The organism is Aeromonas sp. R6-1, from assembly GCF_040908165.1.
Taxonomy (GTDB): domain Bacteria; phylum Pseudomonadota; class Gammaproteobacteria; order Enterobacterales; family Aeromonadaceae; genus Aeromonas; species Aeromonas caviae.
The window spans coordinates 1-17029 of sequence record NZ_JBFODF010000021.1; the positions used below are offsets into that span (position 1 = coordinate 1).

General features: G+C 60.1%; 13 protein-coding genes and 1 tRNA gene. 6 read left to right on the forward strand and 8 right to left on the reverse strand.

The genetic code is table 11. From position 1 onward, the window contains the following. The first annotated feature begins 8 nt into the window (after positions 1-8). The 3 genes from AB5Y68_RS04570 to AB5Y68_RS04580 all read left to right on the forward strand — a co-directional run bounded on the left by AB5Y68_RS04570 (position 9) and on the right by AB5Y68_RS04580 (position 2145). A tRNA-Pro gene (locus AB5Y68_RS04570) sits at positions 9-85 on the forward strand. Positions 86-205: 120 nt separating this feature from the next. Beyond that, positions 206-682 carry a hypothetical protein gene (locus AB5Y68_RS04575; RefSeq protein WP_039038977.1) on the forward strand — a complete coding sequence of 159 codons (477 nt, stop codon included), beginning with the start codon at positions 206-208 and terminating at the stop codon, positions 680-682. Positions 683-885: 203 nt separating this feature from the next. Then, positions 886-2145 carry a dicarboxylate/amino acid:cation symporter gene (locus AB5Y68_RS04580; RefSeq protein ID WP_039038978.1) on the forward strand — a complete coding sequence of 420 codons (1260 nt, stop codon included), beginning with the start codon at positions 886-888 and terminating at the stop codon, positions 2143-2145. Between the two features lie 71 nt (positions 2146-2216). Here AB5Y68_RS04580 and AB5Y68_RS04585 read toward each other — a convergent pair whose 3' ends face one another. Next, complete coding sequence (locus AB5Y68_RS04585; RefSeq protein WP_039038979.1) at positions 2217-2663, reverse strand: isoprenylcysteine carboxylmethyltransferase family protein; 447 nt, start codon at positions 2661-2663, stop codon at positions 2217-2219. A 179-nt stretch (positions 2664-2842) separates the two neighbouring features. Between AB5Y68_RS04585 and alr the strand changes: the two genes are divergently transcribed. After that, entirely contained in the window at positions 2843-4069 is a 1227-nt protein-coding gene (alr, locus tag AB5Y68_RS04590) for an alanine racemase (protein WP_039038980.1), read from the forward strand. A gap of 54 nt (positions 4070-4123) precedes the next feature. Here the strand turns inward: alr and AB5Y68_RS04595 are convergent, their stop codons facing one another. The 7 genes from AB5Y68_RS04595 to AB5Y68_RS04625 all read right to left on the reverse strand — a co-directional run bounded on the left by AB5Y68_RS04595 (position 4124) and on the right by AB5Y68_RS04625 (position 12069). Beyond that, positions 4124-5068, reverse strand: a complete 945-nt coding sequence (locus AB5Y68_RS04595) for a TerC family protein (protein WP_039038981.1) — start codon at positions 5066-5068, stop codon at positions 4124-4126. 450 nt (positions 5069-5518) lie between these two features. Beyond that, complete coding sequence (gene oppF / locus AB5Y68_RS04600) at positions 5519-6514, reverse strand: murein tripeptide/oligopeptide ABC transporter ATP binding protein OppF (RefSeq protein WP_039038982.1); 996 nt, start codon at positions 6512-6514, stop codon at positions 5519-5521. Continuing rightward, positions 6515-7495: an ABC transporter ATP-binding protein gene (locus tag AB5Y68_RS04605; protein WP_039038983.1), complete on the reverse strand. Its 981-nt coding sequence runs from the start codon at positions 7493-7495 to the stop codon at positions 6515-6517. It abuts the gene before it with no gap. A 94-nt stretch (positions 7496-7589) separates the two neighbouring features. Then, positions 7590-8501 carry an oligopeptide ABC transporter permease OppC gene (gene oppC / locus AB5Y68_RS04610; protein ID WP_010674331.1) on the reverse strand — a complete coding sequence of 304 codons (912 nt, stop codon included), beginning with the start codon at positions 8499-8501 and terminating at the stop codon, positions 7590-7592. A gap of 14 nt (positions 8502-8515) precedes the next feature. Continuing rightward, positions 8516-9436, reverse strand: coding sequence for an oligopeptide ABC transporter permease OppB (gene oppB, locus AB5Y68_RS04615; protein WP_010674330.1), 921 nt, complete (start codon positions 9434-9436; stop codon positions 8516-8518). A 97-nt stretch (positions 9437-9533) separates the two neighbouring features. Further along, on the reverse strand, positions 9534-11153 hold the full coding sequence (locus AB5Y68_RS04620) for an ABC transporter substrate-binding protein (RefSeq protein ID WP_039038984.1): 1620 nt from the start codon (positions 11151-11153) through the stop codon (positions 9534-9536). 280 nt (positions 11154-11433) lie between these two features. Then, positions 11434-12069, reverse strand: a complete 636-nt coding sequence (locus AB5Y68_RS04625) for a YchE family NAAT transporter (RefSeq protein WP_010674328.1) — start codon at positions 12067-12069, stop codon at positions 11434-11436. 832 nt (positions 12070-12901) lie between these two features. On the opposite strand from AB5Y68_RS04625, the gene adhE reads away from it, so the two are divergent. Beyond that, on the forward strand, positions 12902-15577 hold the full coding sequence (gene adhE / locus AB5Y68_RS04630) for a bifunctional acetaldehyde-CoA/alcohol dehydrogenase (RefSeq protein WP_039038985.1): 2676 nt from the start codon (positions 12902-12904) through the stop codon (positions 15575-15577). Positions 15578-15687: 110 nt separating this feature from the next. Next, positions 15688-16923 carry an HD-GYP domain-containing protein gene (locus tag AB5Y68_RS04635; protein ID WP_039038986.1) on the forward strand — a complete coding sequence of 412 codons (1236 nt, stop codon included), beginning with the start codon at positions 15688-15690 and terminating at the stop codon, positions 16921-16923. Positions 16924-17029: the final 106 nt, after the last annotated feature.

Here is a 17029-nt window from a genome sequence, read left to right on the forward strand (position 1 = left end):
GACTCCGTCGGTGTGTAGCGCAGCCAGGTAGCGCATCTGCATGGGGTGTAGAGGGTCGGAGGTTCGAATCCTCTCACACCGACCAAATTCCCCGAGAAAGGCCTTGTCAGACGACAAGGCCTTTTCTTTTATGGTCTTCCACCGCGATTGTCTCTCCGATCCCTTTGTGCTGTAGTAAAACCCCCTTTGCCAAGCGGCCCGCATCATGTTGCCTTCCCTTCGTACTTTCTGCACCCTTGCCCTCAGCGTCCTGCTGGTCGGCCAGCTCGCGGGCTGCGCCACCGCCTATGACAGTGAAAAATCGTTCTGGAATGGCCAGACCGGTTTTTCACAGACCCAGCTTGGCCCGGCCCGCTGGCAACTGGAGTTTGTGGGCAACGATCTGGTGGACAGGGAAACGGCGCGCAAATACGTGCTCAAGCGGGCCGGTGAGGTGGCACTGGCAAAGGGATACCCCTGGATTCAGGTCGAGACGCTGACCCTGTCGCGAGATGCCGTCAGGGTCACCCCGACCCGCCCCCAATTCGGGTTCGACGAGTACGAGCCAGACACCTTCATGGACGACATGCAGGTGGAACATCGCACCTCGGCCCTGCTCGTCTTCACCCTGGAGGCCAGCCCCCGGGACGCACAGAGCATGGAAGCCGTTTATCTCGCAAAAATTAAAATAAACAGCGATTAATACAAATAAATCACAAGATGCATATCAAATGCAGCTAACAACAGCGCAAAACTCCGAAACAAGTCACTGGATTTCCCCTTCGCGATTAGGCATGCTCCAGCACACCGGCTGTCTGGATTCCACCGCCCGGATCACAAAAAAGGACTGAGGCGGCCCCTCGCCGCCTGCACAGGCATTGCACCTATCGAAACCGGAACTCCCCCATGAAAATGAACAAGTTGACCGTTGCCATCCTCATTGCGATGTTGCTTGGCATCGTGACCGGGCAGGGTTATCGCCTGCTCGCGCCCGCACAGGCCGCAGGCTTTGCCGATGACATCACCCTGCTGACCGACATCTTCCTGCGCCTCATCAAGATGATCATCGCCCCCCTGGTGTTCACCACGCTCGTGGTCGGTATCGCCAAGATGGGCGACACCCGCACCGTGGGCCGCATCGGCGTCAAGACTCTGGGCTGGTTCATGCTCGCCTCCCTGATGTCCCTGACCCTGGGGCTGGTCATGGTCCACCTGATGCAACCTGGGGTGGGGCTCTCCCTCTCCCTGCCCGATGACGGCGCCAGCTCCGGCGTGGTTGCCACCGCCATCTCCCTCAAGGATTTCGTGACCCACGCCATCCCGAAAAGCGTGGTCGAGGCGATGGCCACCAACGAGATCCTGCAGATCGTGGTCTTCTCCCTCTTCTTCGGGCTGGCCGCCGCCGCCCTGGGGGACGACGCCAAGCCCGTGGTCAAACTGATGGCCAGCGGCGCCGAGATCATGCTCAAGGTGACCGGCTACGTGATGAACTTCGCCCCGTTCGCGGTGTTTGGCGCCATCGCCGCCATGGTCGCCAAGGAGGGGCTCGGCATCCTCGCCACCTATGGCACCTTCATGGCCCAGTTCTATCTGGCGCTCGGCTGCCTCTGGCTGCTGCTCATCGCCATGGGCAGCCTCTTCATCCGCCGCCGCATCCTGACCCTGCTCGCCCTCATCCGCGAGCCCATCCTGCTGGCCTTCTCCACCGCCAGCTCCGAGGCCGCCTACCCCAAGACCCTGGACAGGCTGGAGAAATTTGGCTGTGACAAGCGCATCGCCAGCTTCGTGCTCCCCATGGGCTACTCCTTCAACCTGGACGGCTCCATGATGTACTGCACCTTCGCGGTGATGTTCATCGCCCAGGCCTATGGCATCGAGCTCTCAACGGCCCAGCAGATCACCATGTTGCTGCTGCTGATGGTTACTTCCAAGGGAATGGCCGGGGTGCCCCGCGCCTCCCTGGTGGTGATTGCCGCCACCCTCAACCAGTTCCACATCCCGGAAGCGGGCATCCTGCTGCTGCTCGGTATCGACCACTTCCTCGACATGGGGCGCTCCGCCACCAACGTGCTGGGCAACGCCATCGCCGCGAGCGTGGTGGCCAAGAGCGAAGACAGCCTGAGTGAGACCGCCCCCCTCGGCGAGGTGGACACCGCCAAGGCGTGATCCCCTGACCCCCATGGCAACGGCCCGCCTCTGCGGGCCGTTGTCATATGCCTGATGGGGCACACCGCGCCTCAGCACCAGCGCCTGACCTGTCGGCAATAGTCGTCATAGGTATCGCCGAATTGCCGCCGCAGCGCCTGCTCCTCTGCCAGGATCTGGAAGCGGGTAAGCCAGCCCCAGAGCAGCAGCGGCCCGAGCCACACTGCCATGCCTCCCAGATAGCACGCCAGCGCCAGGGTCCAGCAGAGCAGCCCCAGGTACATGGGATTGCGGCTGATGCGATAGACGCCCCGAGTCACCAGCACCCGGCTGCTCTCCAGCCGCTGGGGGTGCACAGTGGTGCGCTGCTGCCAGAAATGCAGAAGCGCACCGCCTCCCAGCAGGGCTCCCGCCAGCCACAGCGTGGCGACCAGCACCAGCCACAGGGGCGCAGCCCTCCCCTCGCCCCGCCCCAGCCACATGGCGAGCACGATGACGACGAACAGCAGCAGCGGTGGAATCCGCAACGTCAGCTTCATATTTTCTTCCTGCAACACGTGCCACGATTGACGCCGTTGAGATACACTCCCAGAGTCGGCATCTGGATAAAAAGTGAAATATATCATTAGCATAGCAACATGCTATGACCAGCCCTGCCGCAGCTCGCCTCAGCGATGAGCCCAGCCTCAACTCAAGACAATAAGAAAGGACTTGCCCCATGCACAAGAAAACACTGCTCGCGACCCTGATCTTTGGCCTGCTGGCCGGCCAGGCGGTCGCCGCCCCCTATCTGCCGCTCGCCGACGACCACCGCAACGGTCAGGAACAGACCGCCGCCAACGCCTGGCTGGAAGTGGATCTCGGTGCCTTCGAGCACAACATCCAGACCCTGAAGAATCGCCTCGGTGACAAGGGCCCGCAGATCTGCGCCATCATGAAGGCGGACGCCTACGGTCACGGCATCGACCTGCTGGTCCCCTCGGTGGTCAAGGCAGGCATCCCCTGCATCGGCATCGCCAGCAACGAAGAGGCCCGCGTGGCCCGCGAGAAGGGCTTCGAAGGTCGCCTGATGCGGGTGCGTGCCGCCACCCCGGATGAAGTGGAGCAGGCCCTGCCCTACAAGCTGGAAGAGCTCATCGGCAGCCTGGAGAGCGCCAAGGGGATCGCCGACATCGCCCAGCGCCATCACACCAACATCCCGGTGCACATCGGCCTGAACTCCGCCGGCATGAGCCGCAACGGCATCGATCTGCGCCAGGACGATGCCAAGGCCGATGCCCTGGCCATGCTCAAGCTCAAGGGGATCACCCCGGTCGGCATCATGACCCACTTCCCGGTGGAGGAGAAAGAGGACGTCAAGCTGGGGCTGGCCCAGTTCAAGCTGGACTACCAGTGGCTCATCGACGCCGGCAAGCTGGATCGCAGCAAGCTCACCATCCACGCCGCCAACTCCTTCGCCACCCTGGAAGTGCCGGAAGCCTACTTTGACATGGTGCGCCCGGGCGGCATCATCTATGGCGACACCATTCCCTCCTACACCGAGTACAAGAAGGTGATGGCGTTCAAGACCCAGGTCGCCTCCGTCAACCACTACCCGGCGGGCAACACCGTCGGCTATGACCGCACCTTCACCCTCAAGCGCGACTCCCTGCTGGCCAACCTGCCGATGGGCTACTCCGACGGCTACCGCCGCGCCATGAGCAACAAGGCCTATGTGCTGATCCATGGCCAGAAGGCCCCCGTCGTGGGCAAGACCTCCATGAACACCACCATGGTGGACGTCACCGACATCAAGGGGATCAAACCCGGTGACGAGGTGGTCCTGTTCGGACGCCAGGGTGATGCCGAAGTGAAACAATCTGATCTGGAGGAGTACAACGGTGCCCTCTTGGCGGACATGTACACCGTCTGGGGCTACACCAACCCCAAGAAGATCAAGCGCTAAGCAAATTGCTGACATGAAAAAGGGCTCCCGAGGGAGCCCTTTTTACTGCGCCGTTCACGCCGCCTTTTTGCGGGTCATCAGCAGACTCAGCCCCATGGAGGCCAGCAGGATCAGCGCCACCACGCCAAGGGCGATGCCGGTCGGTATCTTGAAGATATCGAGCAGCAACATCTTGACCCCGATGAACATCAGGATCAGCGCCAGGCCGTATTTGAGCAGGGCGAAGCGATCGGCCACCCCGGCCAGCAGGAAGTACATGGCGCGCAGCCCCATGATGGCGAAGATGTTGGAGGTGAGCACGATGAAGGGATCCGTGGTCACCGCGAAGATGGCCGGGATACTGTCCACCGCGAAGATGAGGTCGCTCACCTCCACCAGCACCAGGATGAGCAGCAACGGGGTCGCGTAGCGCACACCGTCACGCCAGACGAAGAACTTCTCCCCCTCCAGCGTCTCGGTCACCTTGAAGCGACGACGCATCCAGCCGATCAGGGCATTGTTCTCGAGATCCGGCTCCTTGTCGGCCGCCCACAGCATCTTGGCACCGGTCAGCAGCAGGAAAGCCCCGAACAGGTAGAGGATCCAGTGGAACTGCTCGATGAGCCAGCTGCCCGCGAACACCATGCCGGCGCGCATCACGATGGCCCCCAGCACTCCGTAGAGCAGGACCCGACGCTGCAGCTCCGCCGGGATGGCGAAGTAGCCGAACAGCATCAGCCAGACGAAGACGTTGTCCACCGCCAGTGCCTTTTCGATGAGGTAGCCGGTGAGAAACTCCAGCCCCTTCTGGTTCGCGATTTCGCGCCCGGCACTGTGATCCAGCCAGAGCCAGATGGCCAGGTTGAACAGGAGCGCCACGCTGACCCAGATGAGAGACCAGATGCCCGCCTCTTTCAGCGACACCTTGTGCGCCTTGCCGCCACCGACAAAGCGGATATCAATCCACAACAGGACCAGCACTATGCTGAAGAAACCGGTCCACATCCACCATTCACCCATTTTCACGTCTCCCAAAACGACAAAACCCACGGCCGGGAGGCAGTGGGTTCGCGTTTGGAGCAGATACACCTTGCCTCTCGGCAAGGTCTCACTTACAGCCGACTTGCGTCAACTGCCCGGCTGCCGGGTGCACTGCAGGATATGGGTGCACCGTAATGACGACAAACCGGCGAGAAGTTACTCCCCTTGTGCGGCGGATAGTAGCAGCGACAACCGCTGGCGCCAAGAGGCATCTTATCCCCCATGCAATAAAAAGGGCGCCAGCACGCGCCCTTCTCGATACGGTTCTCCTTAAAACCTGTTTACGAGCTGTCGCGAGAGGTCGTCAACAAGGTAAAGAGCAGCGCAGGAACCGGAATGTATATGAATACATGAGCACTCTTTGTTACAAACAAGCGAGCAGCGCATGAGCCTTGATCACGGCCTCACAGCAAGATCGTTAACAGGTTCTCAGAGCGGATCCACCTTGAGACAGGAAACCGCGTGGTCGAAGTTGCCCTCGAGCTGGGGCCGGGTCTTGGCGCACTCCGGGCCTGCCACCGGGCAGCGGGTGCGGAACACGCAACCGGAGGGCGGATTCATGGGGGATGGCAAGTCCCCTTCCAGGATCTGGATGACCTTGCTGCGCTCCAGATCCGGATCCGGGATGGGGACCGCCGACATCAGCGCCTTGGTATAGGGGTGCAGGGGATTGGCGAAGATCTCCTTGCCGGTCCCGAGCTCCACCGCGTTGCCCAGGTACATCACCAGCACCCGATCGGAGATGTGTTTGACCACGGAGAGGTCGTGGGCGATGAAGATGAGGGAGAGCCCCATCTCCTTTTGCAGGGATTTGAGCAGGTTCACCACCTGAGCCTGGATGGAGACATCCAGCGCCGAGACCGGCTCGTCACAGATGATCATCTTGGGCTCGAGGATGAGCGCCCGGGCGATGCCGATGCGCTGGCACTGGCCGCCGGAGAACTCATGGGGGTAACGGTTCACCAGGTTCGGCAACAGACCCACCTTGGTCATCATGGCGCGCACCTTCTCCTTCACCTCTTCCCTTGCCAGGGTCGGGTAGAAGGTGATGAGGGGCTCGGCGATAATGTCGCCTATGGTCATGCGGGGGTTCAGGGAGGCCAGCGGGTCCTGGAAGATCATCTGGATCTCCTTGCGCTTCTCCCGCAGGGCGTTCTGCTCGAGCTTGGTCAAGTCCTGCCCAAGCCACACCACCTTGCCGTCGGTGGCCGGTACCAGACCGATGAGGGCACGGGCGAAGGTGGATTTGCCGCAACCGGACTCCCCCACTACGCCCAGGGTCTCCCCTTCGTAGAGGCGCAGGGTCACCCCGTCCACCGCCTTCAGGGCGGAGGGCTTGGCCCAGGGCCAGGCCTTGTCACTCTTGATATGGAAGTGAACCTTGAGGTCGGACACTTCCAGCAGCAGTTTCTTGTCAGTACCCATTTAGTTCACTCCCTTGATCATGGCATCCGATACCCAGTGGCAGGCCCGCTCCCGCCCGTCATTGAACGGGGTGAGGATGGGGGACTGCTGGCCACAAATCTCGCTCACCCGGTGGCAACGCTCCTGGAAGGGGCAGCCGGTGGGCAAACGCAGCAGGTTGGGCGGATTGCCCGGAATGGTGGGCAGCTCTTCCCCTTCGGTGTCGAGGCGGGGAATGGCGCGCAGCAAGCCTTCGGTATAGGGGTGGCTCGGGCGATAGAAGATATCGTTGACCCGGCCGTACTCCATGGTCCGGCCTGCGTACATCACCAGCACCTTGTCGCAGATGCCAGCCACCACGCCCAAGTCGTGGGTGATCATGATGATGGCGGTGTTGAACTCGCGCTTGAGCTCGTTCATCAGGGTCATGATCTGGGCCTGCACCGTCACGTCCAGCGCCGTGGTCGGCTCGTCGGCGATGAGCAGCTGCGGGCGGCACAGGAGCGCCATGGCGATCATCACCCGCTGGCGCATGCCGCCGGAGAACTCGTGGGGGTACATGTTCATCCGCTTGCGCGACTCGGGGATCTTCACCGCGTCCAGCATGCGCACCGACTCCTCAAAGGCGGCAGCCTTGGTCATCCCCTTGTGCAGCATCAGCACTTCCATCAGCTGATCCTTGACCTTCATGTAGGGGTTGAGCGAGGTCATGGGGTCCTGGAAGATCATGGCGATCTTCTCGGAGCGGATCTTGTTGAGCTTGTGCTCCGGCAGATTCAGGATCTCGTCCCCCTGAAATTTGGCCGAGCCGGTGATGACACCGTTCTTGGCCAGCAGCCCCATGATGGCAAAGGCGGTCTGGGACTTGCCGGAGCCGGACTCCCCGACGATCCCGAGGGTTTCGCCGGCAGAAAGAGAAAAGTTGAGGTCGTTGACGGCCACCACATTGCCGTCCGGGGTCTTGAACTCGACCCGCAGATCTTTCACATCCAGTAATTTCATATAAACACTCCTTATCGATCTGTCATGAGGCAGGCCTGCCCATCCCGCTGGCGCTATGTGACCAGCGGACGGGTCCTACGGCATTGCTTGCGTCTTACCGATCCTTGGGATCGAGGGCATCACGCAGACCATCCCCGAGGAAGTTGAAGCAGAACAGGGTCACCACCATGAAACCGGCGGGGAACAGGAGTTGCCAGATGGCCACTTCCATCGACTTGGAGCCTTCATCCAGCAGGGCGCCCCAGCTGGTCATGGGCTCTTGCACGCCCAGACCCAGGAAGCTCAGGAAGGATTCGAACATGATCATCCCCGGCACCAGCAGGGTGGCGTAAACCGCCACTATGCCGAGCACGTTGGGCACAATATGACGGGTGATGATCTTCCACTTGGAGACGCCGCAGACGTGGGCCGCCTCGATGAACTCCTTGCTCTTGAGACTCAGGGTCTGGCCACGCACGATCCGCGCCATGTCGAGCCAGCTCACCGCGCCGATGGCGAGGAAGATGAGGGCCAGATTGCGACCGAAGAAGGTCACCAGCATGATCACGAAGAACATGAAGGGGAAGGCGTTGAGGATCTCCAGCACCCGCATCATCAGGCTGTCGACGCGACCGCCGATGAAGCCGGACGCGGCGCCGTAGAGGGTGCCGATGATGACGGCCACCAGGGCCCCCATGATGCCGACCATCAGGGAGATGCGTCCGCCCAGCAGGGTACGCACGAACAGGTCGCGCCCCAGGCTGTCGGTGCCGAACCAGTGGCCGGTCTCCATGTCCGGGGCACTCTGCATGGCCCCCCAGTCCGGGTCATCGAACGTGTACTGGGACAGGTGGGGCCCCACGATCACCGCCAGACCGATGATGGTCAGGATGATGAGGCTGGTCAGGGCCGCCTTGTTGCGCAGGAAACGGCGACGGGCATCCTTCCACAGGGAGCGTCCTTCCACCACTTCCACTTTCTGGGCGAACGCCTCGACGGCTTCGCGCTTTTCAGTTGTGACTACCATGATGTACTCCCGGCTTAGTAACGGATCTTGGGATCGATGACGGCATAGAGAATATCGACCACGGCGTTAAAGGTGATGGTGAGGGCGCCGACCAGAATGGTCAGACCGAGCACCATGGAGTAATCACGGTTGAGGGCACCGTTGACGAACAGCTGGCCAATCCCCGGCAGGCCGAAGATGGTCTCGATGACCACGGAGCCGGTGATGATGCCCACGAAGGCCGGTCCCAGATAGGAGACCACCGGCAGCATGGCCGGGCGCAGCGCGTGCTTGAGGATGATGTGACGCAGGGGCAGCCCCTTGGCGCGGGCGGTACGGATGAAGTTGGAGTTCATGGTCTCGATCATGCTGCCGCGCATGATGCGGGAGATGGCCGAGATGTAGTACATCATCATGCCGAACACCGGCAGTACCATGAACTGGGCGCCGCCCCCCTGCCAGCCCCCCGCCGGGAACCAGCCCAGATAGATACTGAAGAAGAGCACCAGCAGCGGTGCCAGCACGAAGCCGGGTATCACCACCCCGGCCATGGCCGACGACATCAACAGGTAGTCGATGAGGGTGTTCTGTTTCAAGGCCGCAATGGTGCCGAAGGTGACCCCCAGGGTCACCGCCAGCAGGAAGGCGACCGAGCCTATCTTGGCGGAGACAGGCAGGGCCTGGCTCACCAGATCATTGACGGTGAAGTCCTTGTATTTGAAGGAGGGCCCCAGATCCCCCTGGACCAGGTTGCCGAGGTAAGTGAGGTATTGCATGCCGATGGGCTTGTCCAGGCCATATTTGGCTTCGATGTTGGCCAGGACTTCCGGCGGCAGGGCGCGTTCGCTGGTGAAGGGGTTACCCGGGGCGAAGCGCATCATGAAGAAGGAGACGGTGATCAAGACCAGCAGAGTCGGGATCGCTTCCAGTAGACGTTTAAGGATGAATTTCAACATAGACATTTCCTGTCCTGTACTGCTTCCAAAGGGTCGCGGTTGTAATAAAGGCCCGCCGTCTGGCGGGCCCTGCTTGTTATGCGACTTGTTTCTTTACTCAGTGAGCAACGATGTACATGTCTTTGCTGTAGATGTTGTCCAGCGGGTTGGCCGGGTAGCCGCCCACGTAGGGCTTGACCATGCGGGAGGTCACGTACTGATAGATGGGGGCGATCGGCATGTCCTTGGCCAGGATCTCTTCGGCCTGGACATAGAGCTTGTTGCGCGCCTCGGCATCCACCTGGTTGCGGGACTCGCTCATCAGCTTGTCGAACGTCGGGTTGGAGTATTTGCCGTCGTTGTTGCCGTGAGTGGTCTGCATCAGATCCAGCATGGAGGAGGCTTCGTTGTAGTCGGCAATCCAGCCACGACGGGCCACATCAAACTGACCTTGCTTGAGCGTCTCCAGATAGGTCTTCCACTCCTGGTTCACCAGGCTCACCTGCACGCCGAGCTTCTTCCACATGGAGGCGACGGCCACGGCCACCTTTTTGTGGTTGTCGTCGGTGTTGTAGAGCAGCTCGAACTTGAGCGGGTTGCCCGGGCCGTAACCGGCTTCGGTCAGCAGCTCTTTCGCCTTGGCATCGCGCTCTGCCTGGGTCAGCTTGGACCAGGATGGTGCCACCGGCTTGAAGCCGTCCACGAAGTCGGGCACCAGGGCATAACCCGGGGTCTCACCCTTGCCCATCACCTTGTCGGCGATCACGTCGCGATCGATGGCGTAGGTGAGTGCAGTACGCACCCGCACGTCGTCATAAGGTTTGCGCTTGGTGTTGAAGGTGTAGTAGTAGGTGCCCACATAGCCGCTCACCTTCACTTCGTCCGGCAGCTCTTTCTTCATCTGCTTGAAGCGTTCGATGGGCATGTTGTAGGTCAGATCCACTTCGCCAGCCAGATAGCGGTTCAGCTCGGCGTTGGTGGACTGGATGGGCAGGTAGGTCACCTTGTTGATGACGGTCTTGCCATTGTTCCAGTAGTTCGGGTTGCGCTCGACGTCGACGCGCTCGTTGACCACCCAGTCCTTCAGCACGTAGGCGCCGTTGGATACCATGTTGCCGGGCTGGGTCCACTTATCACCGAACTTCTCGATCACCTTCTTCGGGACCGGATAGGTGGTGGTGTGGGAGAGCATGCTGACGAAGTAAGGCACCGCCTTCTCCAGCTGCACCTCGAAGGTGTGATCGTCCACCGCCTTCACGCCCAGGGTGTCGGACGGCTTCTTGCCCGCGATGATGTCAGTGGCGTTGACGATGGTCGGGATCTCCATGTACCAGGAGTAAGGAGAGGCCGTCTTGGGATCCACCGCGCGCTGGAAGGCAAAGACGAAGTCATGCGCGGTGACGGGATCCCCGTTGGACCACTTGGCATCCTTGCGCAGGTGGAACACGTAATGTTTGTTGTCCTTGGTTTCCCAAGACTCGGCGACGCCGGGCAGGGTCTCACCCTTGGGGCCGGAGGTGACCAGCCCCTCGAACAGGTCGCGCAGGATATTGGATTCTACCGTTCCCTCGGTCTTGTGCGGATCCAGGGTGGCGGGTTCGGAACCATTGCCCTTCACCAGGGTTTGCTCGGGAGCAAGCTTGGTACCGGCGGGGACATCGGCGGCGTGAGCCAGGGTGGCGCCACCGAAAAGTGCAGTCAATAAAAGGGTATTAATAATTGTTTTTCTATGAGTCATTTCCATACTCCAACAAGAACATTCCATGCATTTGTTATCCACGAGACAAACACCTCGCTGCCCGCATAATTCCCTGACAATTCTGATAATGCAATAGATATCATCAGGAACAGGCCGCTTTCATGGTCAAAAAAACAACTTAAAACCATTTATTCAGCATTTAAATATCCCGTAGCGGTCGTTTTTCGTACAAGGCCGCTCGATTCTAGGAAATGACCAACAAAAAAGAAACAATAAAAAGCCGGTCACAAGGACCGGCTCCGACAAAAACGGACCTGGCTCACACCAGACCGGGGAAGACTCCCTTGATGCCCGCCACGATGATCTCGATGCCAAGGGACATCATGATGAGACCCATGATACGGGTCACCACGTTGATGCCGGTGTTGCCCATCAGCTTGAACAGCAGGGGAGCGGCGCGGAAGATGAGCCAGGAGCAGCAGGCAAACGCCACCACCACCACGAACATGCCGGCCATCTGGGGCAGGGTCTTCTGGCTGGCATAGACGATGGAAGAGGAGATGGCACCGGGTCCGGCCATCAGCGGCAGTGCCAGGGGCACCACGGCAATGGATTCACGCGCAGCCAGTTCACCCTTCTCCTGCTTGTTGTGCTTCACCTCCCCCAGCTTGCCCTGCAGCATGGACCAGGCGATCAGGGTGATCAGCGAGCCACCGGCAATACGAAACGACGCCAGGGAGATGCCGAAACTGTCGAGGATGAGCTGTCCCATGCACATGGAGACCATCAGGATGATCATCACGGCAATGTGGGCGGTGGTGTTGGTCTTGCGTCGCTCCTCCGGCGACATGTGGCCCGTCAGGCTCACAAAGACCGGCAACAGACCCAGCGGGTTGATGATCGCAAACAGGCCGACGAAAAATTTCAGGTATAAAGAGAAGTCTATTGCTGCCATAGGCGCCATCCAGAACCAATACGAGCCACAAGGGGCCAGCCCCCAAACTGCGCGTAAATTTACACCATGGCTTTTCCCTTCTCCAATCAAATAATCTCACCCTTACCGGGGCTTTTTAGTTAGTTCCGCTAATGTATCGACAAAATTCAACATATCGGGTTGTTAAGGGAGAGAGGCCGCCATTAACATCGCCGGGTGCCATGGCAGCGCGTTATATCAACCCTCAGCCAAGAAACGATATTTTCGGCAAATGGCACCCTTGCTTCTCACCACACCTGCTTGCCGCCCCCACCCGCTCCTGTGACCCCGATTCTTGGCCTTTCTCACCCTGGTGCGGCGCCAGTGGGGCCGGCGGTGAAGAGGTGACGCGCTCCCTGCCACCGCCAGATGTGCTGTTTCGCCAGGGCGACTGGATGAAAACAACAACCCCTTTCTCAACATAAATGAAACGTCAAGGGAGTGGACGTTCTACCACCAACACGGCGATACCGCCTCCCCCATACCGGTCAAGGCGAGAATTCATCGGATCCCCTTCCCTGAGCAGATATTCAAAGGGCGCGTGACAGCAGCTCGTGATGCCAAGAAAGGATGACACACTCCCGTAACATAGTGGTGCGACAAGGGGTGAAACAGAATTTCTTTTGTTCTTTTGTTACATATGATCCAGATCAATCTTTTCTGACACATCCCGACCCTATAATCGAGTCAGAAAACAGTTTACTAAGGCATGTAAATACCCCGTTATGGTGATTCTCGCCTTGACAAGGTGGCTATAATTGCCGGGCATTGCCAAGGTCTTACTAAACAGTTTTCAAATCATCAGGAGATAAACATGGCAGTAACCAATTTGGCTGAACTGGATGCACTGGTTGCCCGCGTCAAAGAAGCACAGCGTCAATTCGCCAGCTTCTCGCAAGAGCAGGTAGACAAGGTCTTCCGCGCCGCCGCTCTGGCCGCCAGCAACGCCCGTATCCCCCTGGCCCAGATGGCCGTGGCTGAATCCGGCATGGGTATCATCGAAGACAAGGTTATCAAGAACCACTTCGCCTCCGAATACATCTACAACGCCTACAAAGATGAGAAGACCTGCGGCATCCTCAGTGAAGATGACGAGATGGGCACCATCACCATCGCCGAGCCGGTAGGCATCATCTGCGGTATCGTACCGACCACCAACCCGACTTCCACCGCGATCTTCAAGGCCCTCATCTCCCTGAAGACCCGCAACGCCATCATCTTCTCCCCGCACCCCCGCGCCAAGAACTCCACCAATACCGCTGCCAAGCTGGTACTGGATGCTGCCGTGGCTGCCGGTGCGCCGAAAGACATCATCGGCTGGATTGATCAACCCTCCGTCGAACTCTCCAATGCCCTGATGCGTCACGACGACATCAACCTGATCCTGGCCACCGGTGGCCCGGGCATGGTGAAGGCCGCCTACTCCTCCGGCAAACCCGCCATCGGCGTGGGTGCGGGCAACGTGCCCATCGTCATCGACGAAACCGCCGACGTGAAGCGTGCCGTCGCCTCCATCCTGATGTCCAAGACCTTCGACAACGGCGTGGTCTGTGCCTCCGAGCAGGCTGTCATCGTGGTCGACTCCATCTACAACCAGGTCAAGGAGCGTTTCGCGACCCACGCCGGCTACATCCTCTCCAAGGACGAAGCGGACAAGGTGCGTAAAGTGCTGCTGATCAACGGCGCCCTGAACGCCGACATCGTGGGCCAGCCTGCTACCAAGATCGCCGCCATGGCCGGTGTGACCGTGCCTGCCACCACCAAGATCCTCATCGGTGAAGGTCTGGAACTCTGCGCAGAAGACGAGTTCGCTCACGAAAAACTCTCCCCGACCCTGGGTATGTTCCGTGCCAAGAACTTCGAAGAAGCCGTCGAAATGGCCTGCGACATGGTCAACATCGGTGGTATCGGCCACACCTCCGGTCTCTATACCGACCAGGATCGCAATGCCGACCGCATCAAGTACTTCGGCGACAAGATGAAGACCGCCCGTATCCTCATCAACACCCCCTCCACCCAGGGTGGTATCGGTGACCTGTACAACTTCGCGCTGGCCCCGTCCCTGACCCTGGGTTGCGGCTCCTGGAGCGGTAACTCCATCTCCGAGAACGTCGGTCCCAAGCACTTGATCAACAAGAAGACAGTCGCAAAACGGGCAGAAAATATGCTGTGGCACAAACTTCCGAAATCCATCTACTTCCGTCGTGGTTCCCTGCCGATCGCCCTGGGCGACCTGGAAGGTAAAAAGCGCGCCATGGTGGTGACCGACCGCTTCCTGTTCAACAACGGCTATGCAGATGAAGTGGTGCGCCTGCTCAAGAAGCTGAACATGGAAGTGGAGATCTTCTACGAAGTGGAAGCCGACCCCACCCTGTCCGTGGTCCGCAAGGGCGCCGAGATGGCCAACTCCTTCAAGCCGGACGTGATCGTCGCCCTGGGTGGTGGTTCACCCATGGATGCCGCCAAGATCATGTGGGTCATGTACGAGCACCCGGACACCGCGTTCGAAGACCTGGCCATGCGCTTCATGGACATCCGCAAGCGTATCTACAAGTTCCCGAAAATGGGCGTGAAGGCCGAACTGGTCTGTATCACCACCACGTCCGGTACCGGTTCTGAAGTGACCCCGTTTGCGGTCGTGACCGACGACGCCACCGGCATGAAGTACCCGCTGGCCGACTACGAGCTGACCCCGAACATGGCCATCGTGGATGCCAACCTGGTGATGGGCATGCCCAAGTCCCTGTGCGCCTTCGGTGGTATCGACGCCGTGACCCACGCCATGGAAGCCTATGTCTCCGTGCTGGCCAACGAATACTCCGACGGTCAGGCGCTGCAAGCCCTGAAACTGCTGAAGGACTACCTGCCCTCCAGCTACATCAACGGCGCCAACGACCCGGTTGCCCGCGAGAAGGTGCACAACGCCGCCACCATCGCCGGTATCGCGTTTGCCAACGCCTTCCTGGGTGTGTGCCACTCCATGGCCCACAAACTGGGTGCGGAGTTCCACATCCCCCACGGTCTGGCCAACGCCCTGCTGATCAGCAACGTCATCCGCTACAACGCGAACGACAACCCGACCAAGCAGACCGCGTTCTCCCAGTACGACCGTCCGCAGGCTCGCCGTCGCTACGCCGAAGTGGCTGACCACCTGGGCCTGACCGCTGCCGGTGACCGTACCGCCGCCAAGATCGAGAAGCTGCTGACCTGGCTGGACGAGCTGAAGGCCACCCTGGGGATCCCGGCCTCCATCCGCGAAGCCGGCGTGAACGAAGCGGACTTCCTGGCCAAGGTAGACCAGCTGGCGCTGGAAGCCTTCGATGATCAGTGCACCGGCGCCAACCCGCGCTACCCGCTGATCACCGAGCTGAAAGCCATCCTGATGGACACCTACTACGGCCGTCCCTTCATCGAGGAAGCCCCTGCTGCCGCCCCGGTTGCAGCCAAGGTCGACACCAAGGTGGACAACAAGAAAAAATCCAAGGCCTGATAAACGCCACGGATGACAAGAGCCCGCGCACATGCGCGGGCTTTTTTGTTTGTCTATCTGTTTAATTTTGCTAGCTTGTTGATAGGCAAATTCGACAGAAGAGCTAGTCCATGGCGCTGATACAGGCCTCCATCGAGCAGTTGAGAGTCGGCCACTACATCCATCTTCCCACGGGATGGACGAGCCACCCTTTCATGTTCAACGCCTTCAAAATCAAGGACCAGCAACAGCTCGACATCATCCGCCACCTCGACCTGACCCTGCTGATGGTGGATCCCGACAAGAGCGATCTGCCGGTCGAGCCCCTGCTGCGGGCCGAACCCGTCCCCTCTCTTGAGATGAGCGACACCGGGGATACCACCTCCTCTTCTGAGGGCCCCACCTTCGACGAAAAGGCGTTCAGGCGCTCCCTTCGCATCGCGGACAAGGCGTTCGGTCAATCCCTGTCAGATCTTCGCGACGCCCTTGGCGCCCTCAACCTCAAACCGGACGAAGGCCTGGCCAATACCGCGCAGATAGTGCGCAGCACCGCCGCCCGTCTGGCAGAACACCAGGGGCCGCTCGGTCTGCACCTCATCCGCAGCCAGAACACGGATACCCTGCTGCAACACAGCCTGAGCGTGGCCTTCATCGCCATGCTGATGGCACGGGAGCTTGGCATGAATCCCGTCGAGATCGAGGAGACCGGTCTGGCGGGCCTGCTCCACGACATCGGCGAGCTCAGGATCCCGAGCCAGATCATCCAGAAGCGGGGGGAGCTCAGCAAGGCGGAGCAGAATTTCCTCAACATGCACCCCCAGTACGGACTGGAGATGCTCAACCAGTTGCAGGCTTTCGAACCCAGGATCCGCGAGGTCGCCTACCTGCATCACGAACGCCTCGATGGCAGCGGTTTTCCCCTCGGGATCAAGGGCGACAAGATCCCCCCCCTCGCCCGCCTCATCGGGCTGGTGGACCACTATGACGAGCTGCTTCACCCGCGCAGCGGCCTCAACCCGCCGGGACCCAGCCAGGTGATCGGCCAGCTCTACAAGCTCTCCCAGAAGAAGTTCGAGCAAACCCAGGTCAGGTTGCTGATAAAGGTGCTGGGGGTCTATCCGCCGGGTTCCCTGGTGCGCCTGGATGACGATGCCCTGGCCCTGGTGCTCTCCACCGAGCCCAGCATGCCCCTCAGACCCAAGGTGCTGCCCTACCTCAAGGGGCAGCGACCGGAAGGGGTGGCCATGATCGATCTGCGGGAAGATGCGCGAAGCATCGTCGCCACCCTCAGACAGGAAGAGCTGGACGACGCGCAACGCGCCTTTTTCGGTCTGGGTCGGCGGGTCTGTTACTATTTCGCCTTCTGAGTTATCCCCAGAAGCTGGGGATAACTCATTGGACAAACCTGAATAATTGCTCAGGTCCCCTCTAAATCGTCCACCATTGGAGCTGGATAAAAAACGCCCAGCCGAT